A 20,089-nucleotide genomic window follows, 5' to 3' on the forward strand; every position below is an offset into this window, starting at 1 on the left:
AAAAGTGTATGTTTTACTGGATAATGCTAAATTTCACACTTCTAGAATAATGCAGGACTTCGCTGACGCGCATAGCGAAGAATTGTTTTTAATAAATACTCCTAGATATTCTCCAGTTCTAAATCCACAGGAAAATATCTGGAATAAGTTGAAAAATTGTATTTTTACTACTAGTGCTTTTATATCTATTGATGAGCTTTTTGAATCGATAAATTCAATATATATCCATTTAAATGAAGATTTTAACATGGTTAAGTCATTAGTCTATGCTAGAAATTACTATGAATAAGTTTAATTCTTAAGTTGGATATTTATATATAAATTATTAAGATTTAATTCGTCATAAATATTAGATTTTTATAAAAACAAAGACTTAAAGTATCTGTTAGTTACTTTAAGTCTTTTTAACGTAATCTGGATATCTATAATTATAATCATTATATAAATTACTCGATCCATTAATGCAGTAATCATCTTTACTCAACGTATCTATATTTCCTAATTGATATAGCAAGCCCAATTAAAAAAATAACTATTAGAGATATCATGCTTAAAGTAGATGGAATATAAGATCTTCCCACTCCTTCATGTGGACTTAGTAAGACTGGTGCGCTCCATGGATAAAATGCCGATAACTGTGTATTGACTACTACTATATTTGCAAAAGTAGCTGAAATAACAAATATTATGCCTGGTAATACATTTTTTGTGTAGATAGCAACTGCACAAATTATACAAACAAGCATAAAGTGAAATACTACCATCTTTAAAAGTGATATAAAATAATATACAAGTAAATCCATATTTAAGCTTTCATGCTTTAGTAAAAATCCTAAAATTATTGAAGTGAAGAATACTAATATTAAAGTAATTGCTATAATATAAAGAATGCATGCAAGCTTAGAAAATAAAAGCTTCATTCTATTAATAGGATAAGTGAACATCACATTCATAGTTTTGGTTTCATATTCATGTCCAAAGATATAAGCAGCTATTATTCCATAAACTATGGGTGCTACAATATCATTTAGGAAAGTTAATATAGTATTTAAATAATCTTCCCATAAAAGTATTGAATTATATTTTTTATTAAAGCCATATATTATAAATGCAATAACATTTGGAATAAATAGAACTATTGTACAGAATTTGATCTTTGCCTTTCTATACTTAAAAATCTCTGATAAAACATATTTCATCATAACCTTATTCCTCCTGAAATCCTTACAAAATAATCCTCCAAACCTTCCTTATGTTTAATTATTTCAAATAACTCCACACTATTATTTACTAGCGCTTTGCTTATATAGTTTGTTTTCATTTCTTTTCCCTTTATATTAAGCCTTAAATAGTTGTCATCAATTAATGAACTATCTAAATTCAAATTTTCATTTAATACTTTTTGTGCTTTTTTTACATCATCAACTTTGACATCAACATATTCCTCGTAACTATCATTGATCTCATTCATCGAAGCTTCTTTTAATAAGATTCCTTTTTCTATAATACCAAGCTTAGTCACTGTAAGTTCTAGTTCACTTAATATATGACTTGATATTATAAAAGTCATATTGTCCTCATTAGCAAGTCTTAGTATGAAATTTCTAAGATCTCTTATTCCTAGTGGATCTAATCCATTAGTAGGCTCATCTAAAATTAAAAGCTTTGGCTTATGAAGAATTGCGCGCGCTATACCAAGCCTTTGTTTCATACCCAATGAGTACTCTTTAACTTTTTTATTCTTATCATTTAAAAGATCAACCTTATCTAAGCACTCATCTATTATTCCCTTATCTTCCAACTCCATATAATTAGAATGAAGTTTTAAATTCTCATAAGCAGTTAGATTTTCATAAGATGACGGAAATTCTATAATAGATCCGATATTTCTTAAATAAGAAATATCCTTTTTATCAACTTCTTTTCCCAAAACCGTTATTTTACCACTAGTTGCAGGAATCAATCCTAAGATCATCTTTAAAGTAGTTGTTTTTCCTGCTCCGTTTCTTCCTATAAATCCATATATGTCCCTTTCCTCGATGTTAATACATAAGTTACTTACACTTAATTGTGTTCCATACTGTTTTGTTAGATTATCAGTTTTTAATATATAATTCATATTAATATTCCCTTCAAATTGTCTTAAATATTCCCAAGTAAAGTAGAAGCTGTTTCTCAGCATGCCTGCTCCCATTATACCCCTAAATAACAAAATAATGTATTAAAACTTTATAAGCCTTAATTTATTGGATTCATACAATCTATATCATCATTGTTGAAACCTATACAATTCCCATAGATAAAGGCCCTTTAGCCCTAAGAGGTATTCGTTTAAAAGCAAGTTATACAATTGTATTAGTTTATGCAAACATAACATTAAAAAAATTTAATAATAGGGATTTGGGATAGTTTAATTACTAAAAAGTGCTCATAAATCAGCATGCATTGAAATATTCTTAAAAAGTAAATGTATCGGAGGTAGATTTAAAGCGATTGAACGATATTGAGAAAGATAACAAAGTTTAGTTTATTCTAATTGGTAACCGCAACAAATCTAATGAGGAAATTTGACTAATTTGGACATTTACAATTAATGCCTAATATAATATATTACTATCTATACCAATTAAACAAGGAAATGTCTTACAAAAAGACAATAAATTTATGGAGGGAATTTTATGAATTCAGGAACAATATCAATTTTAATTTATGTAGGTATTGGAATCTTAGCGCTATTTATATTACTATATGGCATAGGATTTACAAGTATCGGGACTGATGAGGTAGGTATAGTAGAAAAATGGTGGAGCTTAAAAGGGTCCGTGCCTGCTGATGGTTTAATTGCATTAAAAGGTGAAGCTGGTTATCAACCACACGTGCTCAGAGCCGGAGTGCATTTTAAAACTCCTTTTAAGTACAAGGTTAAGAAGGTAAGACTTGTAACCATCCCACAAGGGCAGATAGGTTATGTATTTGCAAGATCAGGAGAAAGCCTTGCTGATGGACAAACCTTAGGAAGAGTTATTCCAGAGTGCAAATCATTTCAAGACGTAGTAGCCTTTTTAAATAATGGCGGGCAGAAAGGGCCTCAAAGACAAATCCTTCGTGAAGGTACTTATGCTTTCAACCTTGCTCAATTCATTATAATTACAAAGGATAAAGTACATTCAATATTTACTTCAAAGGATGAATCAGAACAAATAGAAACTATGAGAAGTGATTTACTAAGAGTTAATGGCTTCCTACCTGTAGTTATCTCGAGTTCAAAAAATCTTGAACAAGATGAATTTGGAAACAATATTAAAACTAAAGACACAATTGGTATAGTAACTGTTAATGAAGGGCCTACTCCAGATAATGGAGCTATAATTGCTCCAATAGTTGGTGAAGGCATTACAAGCGAATATTACCACAGTAACTTCCAGGAGCCAGAAAAATTCTTAGCTGCTGGCGGTAGAAAAGGTAAGCAGATACAAGTATTAACAGACGGTGTCTATTTTATTAACAGATTATTTGCAAATGTGGACATAGTTCCAAAAAGTATTATAGATATTGGTTATGTCGGCGTTGTTGTTAGTTATTTTGGTGAAAAAGGTGAAGATGTATCTGGTTCTGACTACTCTCATGGAGAACTCGTTGAACAAGGCAAGAAAGGTATTTGGAGAGAATGTATGATGCCAGGTAAGTATCCATTCAATACTTATGCAGGTAAGATCATTCCAGTCCCTACTACTAATGTTATATTAAAATGGATTAGCGGTCAGGTTGGGGATCATAAATTAGATGATAACTTAAAAGAAATTAATCTTATAACTAAAGATGCTTTTGAACCTAATCTCCCACTTACTGTAGTGTTTAACATTGATTATAGAAAAGCTTCTTCAGTAATCCAAAGATTTGGTGATATTAAACTGCTTATTGAACAATCACTAGATCCTATGGTTGCAGGTTACTTTAAAAATATTGGACAAACTAAAACTTTAATTGAATTAGTACAAGATAGAAGTTCTATTCAAGAACAATCTTCTAAAGAAATGAAGGAAAAATTCAAGTTATATGATTTAGAATTACAAGAAGTATTAATTGGTACACCTGCTGCTTCTTCAACAGATAAGAGAATTGATCTAATCCTTGCACAACTTAGAGATAGACAAGTTGCGTTAGAAGAAATTAAAACAAATGAGGCAAAACAAAAGTCAGCTGAAAAGCAAAGAGAACTTAATGAAGCAATTGCTAAAAGTGCAGCTCAGGCAGCTCTTACTCAATCAAGTATCGATATAGAAGTCGCTGATAACAAAGGTAAGTCTGAATTAAAACTTGCTGAACAATTAGCCTTAAAGACTCAAAAGCTTGCAGAAGCTGATAAATACAAAAGAACTCAAGAAGCTGATGCTTTAAGATATACAAAAGAAGCTGAAGCTGCTGCTAACGCTAAAGCTACTGAGCTTAATGCTGCTGCTAATGCTAAACAAGTAGAATTACAAGCTGGTGCTGAAGCCTTCAAGCTTGAAAAAGTTGGTGCAGCTCAAGCATTAAACATCAAAGCAGTTGCTGAAGCGAATGCTGAGCAGGAAACAAAGGTAGGTCTTGCAAAAGGTACTGCTGCTAAAGCCTTAGTTGATGCTTATGGCGGACCAGAATTACAAGTACAACAAAGTGTATTAACATCTTTTGCTGAAGCTCTAAAGATAAGTAAATCTCCTCTTGTACCACAAACAGTAATTATGGGCGGTACTGACGGAAAAACTCCTAATGCTATGGAAGGAATTTTAAGCATGATTTTAGCTAACATGGCTAGTGCTAATAGCTCAATAGTAAATAATATTACTTCTACTCAGTCTGAGATAACTAATCAATCAGACAGCAACTCTACTAAAGAGTCAAATGCAGCTAAAAAGAAAGCTAATATTTCTGCCAAGGAACCTGAAGTATAAACTCTATTTTTACTTCTAGCATTATATAGATAAACAACATATATTTTATACTTATGTTATAACTTACCGAAATCACAAGTATTTGATTCCAAAAAACTATGAAAATATTTATTATTTCTAGTGAAGATGAGACCTTAAAGTTTTAGCAAATTTATAAATATGTTTATCTAATAAGTAAAATCTTTAAATTTGATATCTAAAAAGAATAAAATGTGTCCAAGTAATTTTTGAAGTTATTTGGATGCATTTTTTTATAATACAGCAGAAATAAGTATAATACATCTGTTTTAGTTTATAAACTTTTGAATTTATGATACAATCAATTATAAAATTGTAAAAATATTTTGATTATGCAATTTATTTTAAGCGTATAAAAGAAAATATATGAGCGGTACTGGCTTGTTATTTTATGAATAGGCTTTAGATTGGAGGAATTAAACATGAATGAGAAACAAATAGAAATGATGAAAAAATTAATAGAAGAAAAAAAACAAAAAGGAAATAATAACAAAAATAATAAAAGACCCAAGAAAGTTATTGGACGAATGTTACTGGATAATGGAAAAACAACTCAATAAAACACTATTATTTTAAGTACGGTAATATGAGTTGAAATAAATTTACTTTAACTCCTTATAGAAAGTTCAGTTATTCTTTCTTCAACAAGATCCCATTGATGCTTCTGAAGTCGGAATAGCTGGGTTACTATAGCTTGTACAATAAAAACATTAAACTTTTCTAAAGCTCTCTGTTCATAAGCTTTATAAAGTTATCATGGTTCATTAGTATTGAAAAATAAATGCTTGAACAAGTCAAGAATGTGTTTGCCATTGGTACAATACTTAAGAGTAATAAACTCACAATTACCTGCCATTCAATTTTATTACTTTTAAAGTCTATCTCTTTCTTATTTATCAATACTCTGATAAAAAATAGTGCTAAAAATATGTAGCTTAATACTGTAGATATTGAATATAGATATTCCATTTCATCAATTCCTTTTATTTATTTTTTTTATGTACATTACTATTGTATACCTCTATTCAATTACTTTCCACTAAAGTTACATTTTTATAATTATTTTCTACTCTTTTAGAATAGTTTAAATATTCAAATAATACTTTTGTCTAAATAAAAACTTTTGGATTTATCTTTTTTAAATAATTATACTAAACTAAATATATTCTTTAAATTTTGCTCAACAAGAAAGCACTGCACGAAATATATGAATTTAGCACAATGCTTTTATATTGAAAATTGTGTTAAAGATTTATGGATATTTCTTCGTACAATTCATCTCTTTCATCAGAGTAAAGCCAGCCTTCATCTTCTGCATAATCAAAAATTTCTTCTAAAAGTATATTGTATTCTTTAGCAAAAACTGCTGGATTTCTTTTATATTTATCAATCGTTTGTTCTGGGAGATCGTTCTTTCTCATCTTCTCTTCAAGCACAAGTGCTTGTAAATATGTACTTCCTATGAGTTCTCTAATCACATTATATCTATAACTTCTCGCACTACAGATATAAAGCCTGCATATTACTGGTCTCTCTTCATATATAGTGCATAGATTTGTTTCTGTTATGAAATTACAGTCAGTTTTCTTATCTAATACGTACTGATCAAAATCCCTATAGTAATTTCTCTTTTTAACTAACTTTTCCTGCACAAAATTCGAAGCTGCTTCCTCGTTCCAATTGCTCAATTTATTTACGCAGATATTATCCATTTCTACTGACCAAGACTTTTTACAGCAACTCTCTTCACATCCATTACAATCAAGAGGATTATTACTTAAAAATACGTCAATTGCATCTAGCACATCTTTAACTGTTGTATTTTTATTAATCTTGTCATAATTTACTTTTCCTTCGCTATCAAATAGTAATTTCATTTTACAGTTCCTCAATTTCAAATTATTTTTTCTTAATAAAAAGAGCCTAAAGAAGAAAATTTTCAAAAAATACTTTCAACTTTAGGCTAAAATTTTTAGGCTGTTAATATTCAGGTAGTTAAATAATAACTACCTGTAAATTTTTAATTTCCCCAAGAATGCTTCCGAGACACAAAACGTGGAAGTCGCTTTTTTGTAAGTAAAATAGTTTTATATTATAATAGTTAATACTATTAGTAACGCTATAATTTATTACTTAAACTTTCTCTTTCTAGCTTCTTCTGACTTTTTCTTTCTTTTTACACTTGGCTTTTCATAGTGTTGTCTCTTTTTTGCCTCTGAAAGGATTCCAGACATTGAACATTTCTTTTTAAATCTTCTCAATGCTTGCTCTAGAGATTCATTTTCCCCTACTTTAATTTCTGACATACTTTTATCCCTCCCTCCGGCGCTGTATTGTAAACCACATTTATAGTTTACAAATATAAACTCATAATATACTATACATTATTTACTAAAACACTGTCAATGCTTTAATAACCCAATAAAAAGAGATATTGGCCCAAGAACTCCCTTTACGCGCCGAAAATTAAGGAATTTGCATTTTTTTAATTTTAATAATTAGGATAATCAGTAACAGATTGTTTCATATTACCTGATTTTGCTGTATTGCCTGTATTATTTATTACATGTGTTATTTCACCATTACCAGATAAAAATACAGAGCATGCATGGTGAACCTTTACACCAGACGCATTCGGAACCTCTATTCCGTTATTCTCTGCTGCTACAGCATCCCTAAAGTAAGAGTAAATACCTGATCCAAAAAGCTGATGCGACGTAACTGAATCAGCCACTTTGTAAGAAGCATATCCATTTTGAGTACCATTATTACTCATCCAAGATGCTTGATTTGAAACATCATATGGCAATTCGCTTTGATAAAAATATACTTTTCCGCCATTACCATTCCATATAGTTTGATATTCCTTAAAATGCTCTACAAACAATCCATATAGCGTTACATTATTACCATTTACAATAACACCATTCTTTGCATTGTTAACTGTCCAGCCTACTCCTGTACCATGATCTGCACGCCATACCCAGAAATCATCACCTATAACATTATTGCTATTTATCTTTAGACTTGTATCAGCATTTCCTACTGCTGCCCCACCAATTCTAAAGAATAAATCACTAAGACTTGTAGGATTAGCTGAGTGATCAGCAGAACTTCCATCTTGTCCAACTTTTAATAATACTGGTGAATTCATTGCAGCAGTACCATTGTCTGGGATCAAAGTTGCAAGTCCAAGACCTAATATAACTGTATTAGACTTTGTTACATTTATAGCATCACTAAGATGGTATACTCCAGGAGTAAATATAATGTTCTTTCCCTGACTGAGAGCTGCATTTATACTTTCAGCTGTGGATGTATCTGGTTTTGCTATATAGAACTGATCTATAGGTAATGATGTACCTTGTCCTAAACCATTTGACCAAGTTATTCCTTGAGAATTTTTCCTAAGATCAGGAACAAAAACTTGGTAATTTCCATTATCATCAATATAAAGAAATGGTTTTTCTCTAATAGCTGGTGTTTGACTGACTACTGTATCTGGTGTTGATGGATATGCATTGTCATCTGTAGGTGCTCCATTATTCCCTACAAAAACCATGTTCCAGTTTGCACCATTCCAAGATCCCATTTGACTGTTTCTAGTAAAGAATTGTTGTTGTGATCCTGAAGTAACTGAATTATCAATCTTTGAATCAGCTATAAATCCACCACTAGACCAAGCTCCATCATAATTAGTTCCAAGTGGATCCCATAAAGACAATCCACCCTTAATGTGAACACGCCTCATTGGTGCAGCTTGTGATACTGCCCAAGTTAAAGTACCTGCTGGAGCCAAATTGTTTGAAGAATAAGTTGGAGTTACAGCAACATTTTCAACCGATCTCCAGAAGTTACAAGTTGCATTTCCCCCATCCAATCTGCTTCACAACGTACTGCACCAGTTATATTAACAGCATCGGGTGTCTTTCCAAGTCCTAATACAGACGTAAAGAAACCTACATTTACATTTACGTTATATGAACCTGGCTTAAACAAAAAGGCATATCTTTCATTTCCGAATTGATTTGTCTCCATCTTACTAAACACGCTATCTACAGTATTTTGGATATCTGAACTTGGCATTGATGGATCAAATATTTTAACATTTGGACCTAAATCAACATTGTTAACTGTATTACCATCTGGAGTACCATATACTTCAAAGTCCCATAGAGAGTACCCATACTGTGTAGTTCTTGCTGTTCCATACATTCTTATATATCTTCCAGTTGCAGTAGAATTAAAAGTTATGTTTTCTACTCCTCCTGTTCCTCCTGTTTTTGTATAAGCATCTATCCAATTTTTATTATCAGTTGATACTTGTATCTTATAATCTTTTGCAGCAGCAGTTTCCCAATTTAGTTTTACTCCTGAGATATTATAACTTCCACCTAAATCAATAGATATCCATTGAGGATCACTGCCTTGAGCAGACTCCCACCTAGTTCCTGAATTTCCATCAACAGCTAAAGAAGCAGCGTTTCCACCTGTAACAGAAGATGAAGTTGCAGACTTATTTAACGCAATATTAGTTGCTACTGCTGTACTTTCTGTAGATGCATTTGAGGTAATTTCACTGCTTGCTTCTAAACTTACAGTTTCAGCCTTTGTGATAAATGAAGTTGACATAAACATAGTAGTAAAGACAGCCATTGAAAGAGTTAATGATAAAATTCTTTTATTTCTCCTAATCATTATTAAACTACCTCCTAAAAATACAATTTAATCTTATCTTAAAAAATGTATTTAAATATTGAGTTTCTTTCTTAAAAATATTCTACTTGTTTTGTTGCAACAAAGACATTAAGTTACTTAACTGTTTTAAGGTTAAGTTTTATATTTTACTTCATTTAATACCAAATACTAAAGCGCCTTAGCATTAAGCAAAATGAAGATAAATATCATATTATTAAACTTATTTAACTGAATTTATTTAATTAGTAACTAGAAGTAGTTTTTGTGCCGTGAACTTAATTAAAACGTATACACAAAGTACTCTCCTTTACTAAAGAACAAAATTTGAAAAGCTTATTCTGATATAAACTAAATTTCACTATTTATTCTTTTATATATGCAGTAAATTTTATTGTCATTTCCAATAATAATTTATAATATTACTTTTATTCATTGATGATTTTATTATAAATAAGAATTTTATAGTTATGTAAAGAATTATTTTTATGATATGCTGGTTGCGATGTGTAAGCTTTACCTTATATCTTGATAATACTCTGATAAAAAAACAAAGTAAACACCAATTTCTCTAAACATACATATTTTAGAATTAAACGCAAATCTACAGTATGTTTTTTATAAATATTCTTTTTATTCTTAAAAATGTACGTTTAATTCTTATAAAAATGCAAAAGCCATCCATTTCACTGGATGACTTTCTATAATGTTAATATAGCTTAAATAATTTCACTGCTGTTTTTGCAATTTTATATATAGGTGTTTCAAGCTCTCTACTTGCATTTTTAAGTTCTTTTCGAATCTCTATGTGCTGTGGACAATGCTTTTCGCATTTACCACATTCCACACATTGTGAAGCACTGCTTGGATTTTTACGCACCGCAGTACACATTAGATAATTATGCCTGCCTGACTTTTTATTCTCAGAATACATAAGATTGTACGAATGAAAAGTTCCAGGTATATCTACCCCCTTAGGACATGGCATACAATATCCACAGCCTGTGCAGCCAACCTTAATATTTCTATTTAGCTCATTTTTAATTTGTTCTATTAAGTCAAAATCGTCTTTCGTGAATTCATCAATCTCTACATTGCTTGCAATATCTATATTTTCACGAAGCATCTCAAGGGAGTTCATTCCAGATAATACGCACGTAACCTCAGGCTGATTCCAAAGCCAACGAAATGCCCATTCTGCTGGAGTACGTTTTCTTGGGTCTTCCTTTATTATATTCTTAGCTTTTTCTGGTAATAAATTAACTAATCTTCCACCACGTAGAGGTTCCATTATAATTACAGGAATACCTTTTTTATTAGCGGCCTTTAATCCCCTTTTTCCTGCCTGACTATGTTCATCTAAATAATTATATTGAATCTGACAAAAGTCCCAATCATAAACCTCTAATAGCTGAAGAAAAGTTTCTGTATTGCCGTGATAAGAAAAACCAACATTACGAATTTGTCCTTTTTCAACTTTCTCCTTTAACCACTCCTCAGCGCCTAATGCTTTTAACCTGTTCCAAGTTTGCACATCAGTAAGCATATGCATAAGGTAATAATCAACGTAATCTGTTTGGAGCCTTTTTAATTGTTCTTTAAAATACTTTTCTAAATCCTTCTTTGACTTAACCATAAAATGTGGGAGCTTTGTTGCAATAAATATTTTATCTCTACATTTATTTCTTTTTAAAATTTCTCCAAGTGTAGCCTCACTACCTGGGTAAACATAAGCCGTATCAAAGTAATTCACGCCGTTATTTATTGCTTCCATAAGTTCATTTTCTGCTTTATCTATATCAATGCTAGTTCCTTTTCTAGTAAAACGCATACAGCCATAACCTAATATTGATAACTTATTTCCATTTTTATCTTCTCTATATTTCATTTTTGAAGATTCCTCTACAGAATCCATCATTGCAACCACCTCATCAACAATTTATATAATATATGTATATTATAACAAATTGAACTTTTTGCCAATAGCAGATCTAATATTCTTTCGTTAAGCAGAATATGGTAAATATGACTCTAAAATATAATTGCTTGTTGATTAATTTTAGTCTAATATTGTTGATACCGCTCAGTGAACACTTATGTTTTTCATTGGCACCATAAACACAACATAGAGAAGGTACTATAATACTATCTGTATAATTTTGCCATGTGGTGTTGATACTCTTTATAAAGAATAATTCTAATATATATTATTTTAACAATGAATTTACATTTAAATTCCTAATAAGGCAAGTGTTCAGTTGAAATTAAAATGTATAAACTTAATCGCAATATATAAATAAAAATTCTTAAGACAGGAGAACAAAAAAATGAGAACTAGAAGAAAATATAGTTTTAATGACTACTTTGAGTTGTTTTTATATGCTCTTGCTGCTATTTGTTCTATTTATTTTCTTATCAGAGGAGATATGCAAAGAACACTTCAACCTATATTAATAATCTTAGTGTTAACCGTTATAAAAGTATTAGTAAAGAAAAGTAGAATTCCAATTTCGACTGGTTTAAGATTTTCAGTTTTAGCATTTATTTTTGTTACTATGTTTTTTGCTAATGAATTTAAGGGATATTCATTTATACCTTATCTTGATAAAATCGAACATCTGTCTTCAGGGGGCATACTCTTCTATATAGGTTCATTAATATTGGAGCTTATAAATAAAAATGAAACAAATAAGCTTAATATAAAAACAATTATTCTTTTTAGCCTTTTCTTTGCAATTGCTATGGCTGGAATTTGGGAAATTTATGAGTTTACAACTGATAGATTATTTGGTCTAAGAAGCCAAAATAATAGTCTAGTGGATACTATGGGTGATATTATCTGCGGGAGTATAGGCGCTCTATTTACTGGTATTTACACTTACAAAAATTTTAAAGTAAACACTAAAGTTTCATCAGAAATGATTGGTGATTCTGACAACTTATAAAAGATATTTCAATTATATCTTTTATATAAATAGTCTATATTTGGCCATTTATCAAAGGCGTCTAATAAATTTAGACGCCTTTGATTTTTTCTTTATGAAGAAAAGAGCGGCTACCCCTTACCTCGTGGTAATACTAATAAATTTTTCCTTTTTCTGCTGCTGAACCATTACTATAACTAGGTTTCAGAATGTAATTTTTCATACTTCTTGAGCCGTTAACATAACTAAATTTCAGAATAAATGTTTTATACTTCTCTATGTATAAATGAAAAGCTGTCGATGTTATCGACAGCCTGAGGCTTCCTTTCGGAATTTAATTTTACTAATTTTTGAAATCTTCAGGCTTTAAGCTGTTTACATACCATAGAACATCATCTAATTTCTTTGAACAGCACATCGCATCTGTACCGCCACCATGATAGTAAACACAAAATTGTCTTTTATTTAAATAAAAGATATGGTAACTTCTCTCGCCTACTTGTCTTTGTCCTAAGCAAACCTCATCATCATAATCTATTAAATCTCTCAATTTTTTACTGTTAGCATATACGTCTTTTATTCCATCTATTTCAGAAAACCTTGAAAAGAATTTAAAACTATCCATTGTTTTCATACATCTCACTCCATTCGCAAAGCTTTATTAATTAATAATAATTATTTGTTAATAAAATTATAGCATAACTTTCATGATTTGTATATTATTTCTAAAGTTTTTTATTATAAATATTTTAGGTATTTTATTCAAAAAACTATTATCTAAATTCTGTTGTTCCATCAGGATATCGTGCAAATCTCCCTTTTTCTCTTGGATGAACAAAATCATCGCGTTTCCATGGCCAACCTCCAAAACCAGTGCTCTTATAGTCTGCAAAAGCATCCATAATTTCTTTATCTGACGTCATAACAAAAGGTCCATAACTTACAACTGGCTCTCCAATAGGTTCTCCTTCTAAAAGTAAAATACAGCTTTCCTTAGCGCCATTTTCTATTTTTACTACCTCATCACCTGCAAGTTTTATACTATTATAAACATCAATATCAGTCTCCTCAATGCTTATTGTCTCTCCCTCATAGAAATAAATAGTCCTATTTAATGTTGAGGACACCTTTTGAAGCTCTATACTTGCTTCAGGCTCCATGCGTATAAGACATATTCTTACATGATTATTCTCTTTACTTGCCCATGAGTTAGGCGAAGGTTCTAAGCTATTAGTCCCATTATAAGTACCCGAAATAATTCTTACAGTACTCGCTTTTCCATTATTGTCTTTGGATTTTATAACAGGTATATCCTCCGCCCAAAGCATTTTATAATGTGGTTCAACGAATTTATCTTTCTTAGGTAGATTGAGCCAGATTTGAAATAATTCTAGTGGATTCTCCTTCTCGGTATTAACTAAAGGAAACATTTCTGTATGATTGCAGCCTCTACCAGCAGTCAACCATTGCACATCATTGGCTCCATAACGGCCTGTAGCACCAGCTGAATCAGCATGATCAACATAACCATTTAGTACTATAGTGACTGTTTCAAACCCCCTGTGAGGATGCTGAGGGAATCCTGGAATGGTATCTCCATGATACATGTTCCACCCATCAATCCCTCTAAAGTCGCTGCCAATAGTTCTACCATACAAAGAAGCATCTGGTCCCATCTCACTATTCCCCTTTGGATAGTCATCCTTATGATGCGCACAAAATATGAAAGGATCACTTGTCTGCCACTGCGAACTCAACTTGCTTATTTTAAGTATATTATTTTTTCTCATTTCATAACCTCCCTTGATATTTCATATAATATATAATTTCTTAATAATTATCGTATACTATTAGGCATTATTGGATTCACTTAATTAAAAGAAAATATATTGATTAAATGTTCTCCATTTATTATGCGTAACTTCTGTAAATTCAAGCATATTTATAATTTTTATTAATTGATAATAATTATTATTTATTGATTGAATTATAGCACAGCTTTCATAATTTGTATATTATCTCTAATAACTTATTACATTTTATTGGCACTTAATATATCAGGAAATATTTCTCTACTATATTACATATTTTCACAATACTTATAAGTTCATTAGAAATATCTGGTCATTTATATTTAATACAATGAATTGAGAAAAATTTAACAATAGAAAACACTCCTTCTATGCTATAGTAAAAATAGATAATATTTTCATAGAATTATTTAATATTAGATATCAATAATTTTCCCCTTTAATTTCAACGAAGTAGTTACCACACATATATATTAATGTTTTTAGTTTAAATATTATACAATTAACTTATAAAGTAAAAAAAGGTTATTGCAGGTGATAAAAAATTAACAATTTTGCTCGAAAAATGTTGATTAATTGTAATATATTCTATATAATTATCTTTAAAGGATAGGAAATAATCTTTTCTCCAAACTTTAAAATAATATTATGAAAGTGAGGGTATCATATTGAACCAGGTAAACGGAACAAAAGACTGGTCTAATCCTAGTCCCGCAGGCCTAGTTGCTTTAGCAGTAGCAAGTTTCTGCTTTTTCGCCTTATTATCAGGAAGAGTAACAAGCGGAGCCTTGCCACTTCTTGGATGCTGGCTTATTGGAGGATTTGTAGTACAAGTTGTAGTTGCTTTAATTGATTTAAAAGGTGGTAATACTACTGGAGGAAACACATTTTTATTCTTTAGTGCATTTTTTATGTTAACAGGTGGAATTGAAATGCTCATTAAATTTAATGCAATAACTAACGGAATTTCTCTAGATACGCGTATGGATGGTTGGTACTTAGTATTTCACTTATTATGTGGACGCCAGCATTCCTTAAAACACCTTCAGTGTTATTTCTAATCGTTTTCGCTTTAGATCTATCTTCACTTTGTATTTCTCTAATTGATTTAGGCGTGCTACCAAAGATTTTTTCAAATATACCCGCCTTTGGACTATTAATAGCAGGTACTTTAGGAATTTATCTTGCAGCCGCAATTATTGTTAATACCGCTTTTGGTAGACAAGTCTACCCTTCACCAGGTCCAATTATTAAATAGATATCGTCACTTTAACCATACTAATCTATTTACTAAAAAGTAAATGTATACATAGAATAAAATCTCAGGTTCAAGTGCAGCCTGAGATCTTTTTACGCATCTCAACTTTCAAGAGCATGTGAGAAAAATCTAGAAGGTGAATATATTTTCTCTTTTATTCTCTAGTAAAACGTAACTTTCTGAATAATTAAGTTTCATAATTCATCTACAAGAAGCATAATGTCCACAAATTATCCAACGATATAATTTTTTAGAGAATAAAAATAAAGACTAAAATTTTCTGATATATAAATAATATTAGAGAATTTTAGTCTTTATTGGTTTTTCTTCTTTAGAAAGCATTTATAGGTCCACAAAGGATGCAAAGTTATAATAACATCTATGTGCGCGAATAAAATTCACTTTACTTTAATGCATTTAAAGCAGCTTCATAATTTGGTTCTGATGTTACTTCCTCGCAATATTCAACATAAGTAACCTTGTTATTTTCATCAACTACAAATACTGCTCTTGTTAGCAGACCTAATTCTTTAATGTAAGTTCCGAATTCCTTACCAAAGCTCCTATCCTTATAATCTGATAATGTTTGTACTGCATCAATACCTTGATTTCCGCACCATCTTCCTTGTGCAAAAGGTAGATCCATTGATACTACATATATCTTTACATTGCTTAATTTTGCAGCTTCTTCATTAAATTTTCTTACTTCTAAATCACATACTGGTGTATCTATTGATGGAACACTTACATATGCTCTCTTTCCTGTAAAATCTTTTGAATTAACAGCATTTAAACCATTATCTGTTACTACGAAGTCTGGTGCAGTATCACCAACTTTAATTTCTCTTCCTTCTAATGTCACATCATTTCCTTGAAATTTAACTTTCATAATTCATTCCTCCTAAATTATTAATATTATATTTTAACTATTTTCTTAGTGGTTTATCAAATATTTTTCTGCCCCATATATACTAATGGCTCCATCAGAAGCTGCTGTAAGTACTTGCCTAACTTCTTTTGTTCGAATATCTCCTATGGCAAATATACCATCTACGTTTGTTTTACAGCTTTCATCAGCAATAATATAACCATTTTTATCCAAATCTACTAAGTCTTTAACTAATTCTGACGATGGGTCACTTCCAATTGCTACAAAAACGCCATTAACTTCCAAATTATCTATCTTACCATCTTTATTATTCTTAATTTCTATACCACTTAATCTTTCTTCTCCATTAAGCTTTGTAACTCCACTATTCCAGATTATTTCTATATTATCTGTTTCAAATAACTTTTTTTGAGCAGATTTATTTGCTCTAAGTGAATCTCTTCTGACAATTACATACACCTTTTCAGCAATTCTTGAAAGATGAAGTGCATCCTCTACTGCTGTATCTCCACCGCCTATAACAGCCACTATTTTTTTTCTAAAGAAGCCGCCATCACAAGTAGCACAGTATGATACACCTTTACCTGTAAGTTCCTCTTCCCTATCAATTCCTATTTTTTTAGGTTTTGCACCCATTGATAAGATTATGACCTTACTTTCATAAGTATTCACACCAGTTACAACTTTTTTTATATCTCCATCGATTTTTATATCTATTACTTCTTCATATTTCATAATACTTCCAAAATCTTTTGCATGTTCATACATAGTATTGGCAAGTTCTGGCCCTGTTATGCTGCGAAAACCAGGATAATTTTCCACTTCATTTGTAGTAACTATCTGACCGCCTTCATATTGTTTTTCAAGCATTAATGCATCTAATCCAGCTCTACCTGCATATAATGCTGCTGTAAGGGCCGCTGGTCCTCCTCCAATTATAATAATATCTTTCATATTACCAACACCTCTCCTACTAATCATTTATATATTCTTTGATAATATATAATTTATAAAAATTCCAATAAGTTGTTCTAAATTTAATAATTTAATTTTATTCAATTAAATTTTATTAGATTTTATTTTATAATCTTATATTAACTTTAATAATATAATTAGTCAACAATTTTGCAATAAAAAATTCAATATTTATTAAAAAATTATTGCTTATTTAAATCAGATGCATTTGTAAATCACACTCTTAAATTTGATATCTATAGTTAATTCTTAGATATTTTCATTATTCTTATTCTGAGTTTTATCTCTTTAAGTTTAAACACAAAAAATATATAATATATATATTGCAAAAATAACACTTCATCATAATTCTAAAAATATTACAAGAATTTTATCCGTAATAGTGAATTAGGAAATGTGCATTGCAAAATATATAACAAAACTATAGCCTAGGCCTATACATATAACTCACCGAAATTAGTAATATAATTTTGTGATAAATATTTTAATGGTATTTCGTAGTAAAAATATTTATTACTTCATTAGATTTAAACATAAGCCTAGTTTTAGATAGGAGAAAATAAGAATTATGAATTTTATTAATCATTTTAAAACTATAACTAACCATAAACTATTAGTTATGAAATATTGTTTTAAAGTAGGTTTATATAAACAAGGATTACTTCATGATTTGTCAAAGTACTCGTTAGTGGAGTTTTCAGCTGGGATAAAGTATTATAAGGGGTATGTAAGTCCTAATGGTGTTCAAAAAGCTGTTGAAGGATATTCATCAGCATGGCTACATCATAAGGGTAGGAATAAGCATCATTTCGAGTATTGGATTGATTATGGAGTAAATGAATCAGAAGGTCTCAAAGGAATGAAAATGCCTGTTAATTATGTTGTAGAAATGTTTATAGACAGGGTTTGTGCTTCAAAAAATTATTTAAAAGAAAAGTATACTGATGAAAGTCCTCTTAGTTATTACGAAAACAGAAAACATTATTATGTATTACATGAAGATGTACGTGCTCTTTTGGAAACTCTGCTTAATAAACTTGCTAATGAAGGAGAATATAAAACTTTTTTATATGTTAAAAACAACATTCTTAAAAACACAGAAAAATTTTACAGTAAAACACTCTAATTTATTTTTGTTTTCTTTCAGCTGCTACCCAATATGGTTATAGCCTCTTATAAGCTGAGATTTGTAGAATGCAAATCCCAGCTTGCTTTTAGATGTATTTTTTCAACCACTTTGTGATAACTTGTGATTGTTCCTCTGTATGAAAATCATGTTCACTACCAATTGATACGATTAAATCGCTATTAAATTTTTTCGAAAAATTATCTATAACCTCATGACTTTGCAAATTATCTTCTGATCCATAAATAATTGCAGTAGGTATATTCCATTTATTAATTGGGTGTTCTTTTACATAGCTGTAATAATCCCATGAAAGAGTTTCAATGGGAGTATATACTTCCTTTTTTTCTCTAAGTAACTCTTCTGTAACATTGAACCATTTAAACATTTTGCATATAAGATGCTCCATATCAACAATTGGTGATTGAAATAAGCATTTCTTTATTGGAAGGTTCTTATATGCGTGCAAACTGAAATACGCGCCAAGACTGCACCCAAATAAGTTTATTTCTTTCCAATTTTCTTGTACATATGCTCCAATTTTTTCAAGATCATGTACTCCATTCCAAACATTGCATAGATAATTTTTATCTTTCCTTTCACCATGTTCTGGGAGATCAAAACTAAGAACCTGATATCCTCTTTCTGATGCTATCTGTGAAAACTCATGTGCACTTTCTTTGCTAGACATTTTTCCATGAACAAATATATATATTTTGTCTGAAGGTTCTCCCCATAAGATCGCCGGAATATTATCTATTTCTATTTTACTGGTGGTTTCCATAATGGCGCCTCCATAAATGTAGTTTCTTTTATATTAGGAAGAATATCATATATAGAACAATTCATCTGCTTTTCAAAATATTCTTTCATTTCAAATGTTGCATTCCAACGTTCTACTGTATATGAAAATGTTCCATAGCGCCTTGTCGTATTAACAAATCGCTTTTCTAGCATGCAAAAACCTTGAGCGTCAGCAAGTGAATCACAAAGAATTAAAAGTCTATCATAGTCATCATAAGTTAAATCATTAATATATTTTCTAACAAATTCACTTTCTTCATCACTCATATCATTTTTTCCTATTTCTTTGTCAAAGTCAGGAATCGGAAATGAATGTGTCAAACAAATTCTTCCTACTTCACCCCAACCCTTTTCTAACATAAATTTATATCCGTCAATGCCATGTCTTCTTGCACTTATGCCATATCTTCTACCTATATCATGAAGAAGTCCTAACACATAAGCTTTGTCTGGATTAAGATTACTACATTTTTCAGCAATCATTTGCGCTGCTAATCCTACATTTATAGAATGCTCTGTCCATGGACCTTGATTTAATTGTCCTGCTATTTCTAATTCTTTTTCAGCCATTTCTCTATTTGGAAACATATTATCCTCCTAAATGTATCATATAAATTCTAATTTATTATCCTGATTTCAGTTGCTTAAATCACTA

At 30.3% G+C, this 20,089-nt stretch carries 18 protein-coding genes and 1 pseudogene; 6 read left to right on the forward strand and 13 right to left on the reverse strand.

Annotated elements, in window-relative coordinates; all coding sequences use genetic code 11:
• A partial coding sequence (locus tag T483_RS0105565; protein ID WP_026885956.1) for a transposase occupies nt 1-289 on the forward strand: 289 nt, incomplete at its 5' end.
• A gap of 187 nt (nt 290-476) precedes the next feature.
• On the opposite strand, the gene T483_RS0105570 is transcribed toward T483_RS0105565, so the two are convergent.
• Nucleotides 477-1,202 (reverse strand): ABC transporter permease, encoded by a 726-nt coding sequence (locus tag T483_RS0105570; protein ID WP_026885957.1) that lies wholly within the window; start codon nt 1,200-1,202, stop codon nt 477-479.
• Complete coding sequence (locus tag T483_RS0105575; RefSeq protein ID WP_026885958.1) at nt 1,199-2,119, reverse strand: ATP-binding cassette domain-containing protein; 921 nt, start codon at nt 2,117-2,119, stop codon at nt 1,199-1,201. Before T483_RS0105575 ends, T483_RS0105570 begins: the two co-directional genes overlap by 4 nt.
• Before the next feature lie 559 nt (nt 2,120-2,678).
• Here T483_RS0105575 and T483_RS0105580 point away from each other — a divergent pair.
• Together T483_RS0105580 and T483_RS31515 are read left to right on the forward strand one after the other, a co-directional pair.
• Nucleotides 2,679-4,934, forward strand: coding sequence for an SPFH domain-containing protein (locus tag T483_RS0105580; RefSeq protein ID WP_026885959.1), 2,256 nt, complete (start codon nt 2,679-2,681; stop codon nt 4,932-4,934).
• 440 nt (nt 4,935-5,374) lie between these two features.
• Complete coding sequence (locus T483_RS31515; RefSeq protein ID WP_196244851.1) at nt 5,375-5,512, forward strand: hypothetical protein; 138 nt, start codon at nt 5,375-5,377, stop codon at nt 5,510-5,512.
• A gap of 684 nt (nt 5,513-6,196) precedes the next feature.
• Here the strand turns inward: T483_RS31515 and T483_RS0105595 are convergent.
• The 5 genes from T483_RS0105595 to T483_RS0105610 all read right to left on the reverse strand — a co-directional run bounded on the left by T483_RS0105595 (nt 6,197) and on the right by T483_RS0105610 (nt 11,565).
• A complete protein-coding gene (locus T483_RS0105595; protein WP_026885961.1) occupies nt 6,197-6,829 on the reverse strand; it encodes a YkgJ family cysteine cluster protein in 633 nt (210 codons plus the stop codon).
• Nucleotides 6,830-7,081: 252 nt separating this feature from the next.
• Entirely contained in the window at nt 7,082-7,258 is a 177-nt protein-coding gene (gene rpsU, locus T483_RS0105600) for a 30S ribosomal protein S21 (protein ID WP_012058882.1), read from the reverse strand.
• A gap of 185 nt (nt 7,259-7,443) precedes the next feature.
• On the reverse strand, nt 7,444-8,832 hold the full coding sequence (locus T483_RS32030) for an adenylyl cyclase (RefSeq protein ID WP_242841807.1): 1,389 nt from the start codon (nt 8,830-8,832) through the stop codon (nt 7,444-7,446).
• The gene (locus T483_RS32035; protein ID WP_242841808.1) at nt 8,775-9,650 is read right to left on the reverse strand and encodes a discoidin domain-containing protein; all 876 of its coding nucleotides are present in this window, start codon (nt 9,648-9,650) and stop codon (nt 8,775-8,777) included. Before T483_RS32035 ends, T483_RS32030 begins: the two co-directional genes overlap by 58 nt.
• Nucleotides 9,651-10,356: 706 nt before the next feature.
• Nucleotides 10,357-11,565 carry an aldo/keto reductase gene (locus T483_RS0105610; RefSeq protein WP_080696924.1) on the reverse strand — a complete coding sequence of 403 codons (1,209 nt, stop codon included), beginning with the start codon at nt 11,563-11,565 and terminating at the stop codon, nt 10,357-10,359.
• Between the two features lie 409 nt (nt 11,566-11,974).
• On the opposite strand from T483_RS0105610, the gene T483_RS0105615 reads away from it, so the two are divergent.
• Nucleotides 11,975-12,592, forward strand: coding sequence for a hypothetical protein (locus T483_RS0105615; RefSeq protein ID WP_026885963.1), 618 nt, complete (start codon nt 11,975-11,977; stop codon nt 12,590-12,592).
• 322 nt (nt 12,593-12,914) lie between these two features.
• On the opposite strand, the gene T483_RS0105620 is transcribed toward T483_RS0105615, so the two are convergent.
• Entirely contained in the window at nt 12,915-13,205 is a 291-nt protein-coding gene (locus T483_RS0105620) for a hypothetical protein (RefSeq protein ID WP_026885964.1), read from the reverse strand.
• A 139-nt stretch (nt 13,206-13,344) separates the two neighbouring features.
• Entirely contained in the window at nt 13,345-14,361 is a 1,017-nt protein-coding gene (locus tag T483_RS0105625) for a pirin family protein (protein ID WP_026885965.1), read from the reverse strand.
• A 689-nt stretch (nt 14,362-15,050) separates the two neighbouring features.
• On the opposite strand from T483_RS0105625, the pseudogene T483_RS28745 reads away from it, so the two are divergent.
• Nucleotides 15,051-15,640 (forward strand): annotated as a pseudogene (locus tag T483_RS28745) (acetate uptake transporter family protein).
• Between the two features lie 403 nt (nt 15,641-16,043).
• On the opposite strand, the gene tpx reads toward T483_RS28745, so the two are convergent.
• Nucleotides 16,044-16,529 (reverse strand): thiol peroxidase, encoded by a 486-nt coding sequence (tpx, locus tag T483_RS0105635; RefSeq protein ID WP_026885966.1) that lies wholly within the window; start codon nt 16,527-16,529, stop codon nt 16,044-16,046.
• A gap of 45 nt (nt 16,530-16,574) precedes the next feature.
• On the reverse strand, nt 16,575-17,483 hold the full coding sequence (trxB, locus tag T483_RS0105640; protein ID WP_026885967.1) for a thioredoxin-disulfide reductase: 909 nt from the start codon (nt 17,481-17,483) through the stop codon (nt 16,575-16,577).
• Between the two features lie 589 nt (nt 17,484-18,072).
• Here trxB and T483_RS0105645 point away from each other — a divergent pair.
• Nucleotides 18,073-18,630, forward strand: a complete 558-nt coding sequence (locus T483_RS0105645) for a DUF5662 family protein (RefSeq protein WP_026885968.1) — start codon at nt 18,073-18,075, stop codon at nt 18,628-18,630.
• 88 nt (nt 18,631-18,718) lie between these two features.
• On the opposite strand, the gene T483_RS0105650 is transcribed toward T483_RS0105645, so the two are convergent.
• Both T483_RS0105650 and T483_RS0105655 read right to left on the reverse strand, forming a co-directional pair.
• The gene (locus T483_RS0105650; RefSeq protein ID WP_026885969.1) at nt 18,719-19,414 is read right to left on the reverse strand and encodes an alpha/beta hydrolase; all 696 of its coding nucleotides are present in this window, start codon (nt 19,412-19,414) and stop codon (nt 18,719-18,721) included.
• Complete coding sequence (locus tag T483_RS0105655; protein WP_026885970.1) at nt 19,393-20,022, reverse strand: HD domain-containing protein; 630 nt, start codon at nt 20,020-20,022, stop codon at nt 19,393-19,395. Before T483_RS0105655 ends, T483_RS0105650 begins: the two co-directional genes overlap by 22 nt.
• Between the last annotated feature and the right edge of the window lie 67 nt (nt 20,023-20,089).

Origin of the sequence: Clostridium beijerinckii HUN142 (genome assembly GCF_000621745.1) — a bacterium.
Taxonomy (GTDB): domain Bacteria; phylum Bacillota; class Clostridia; order Clostridiales; family Clostridiaceae; genus Clostridium; species Clostridium beijerinckii_A.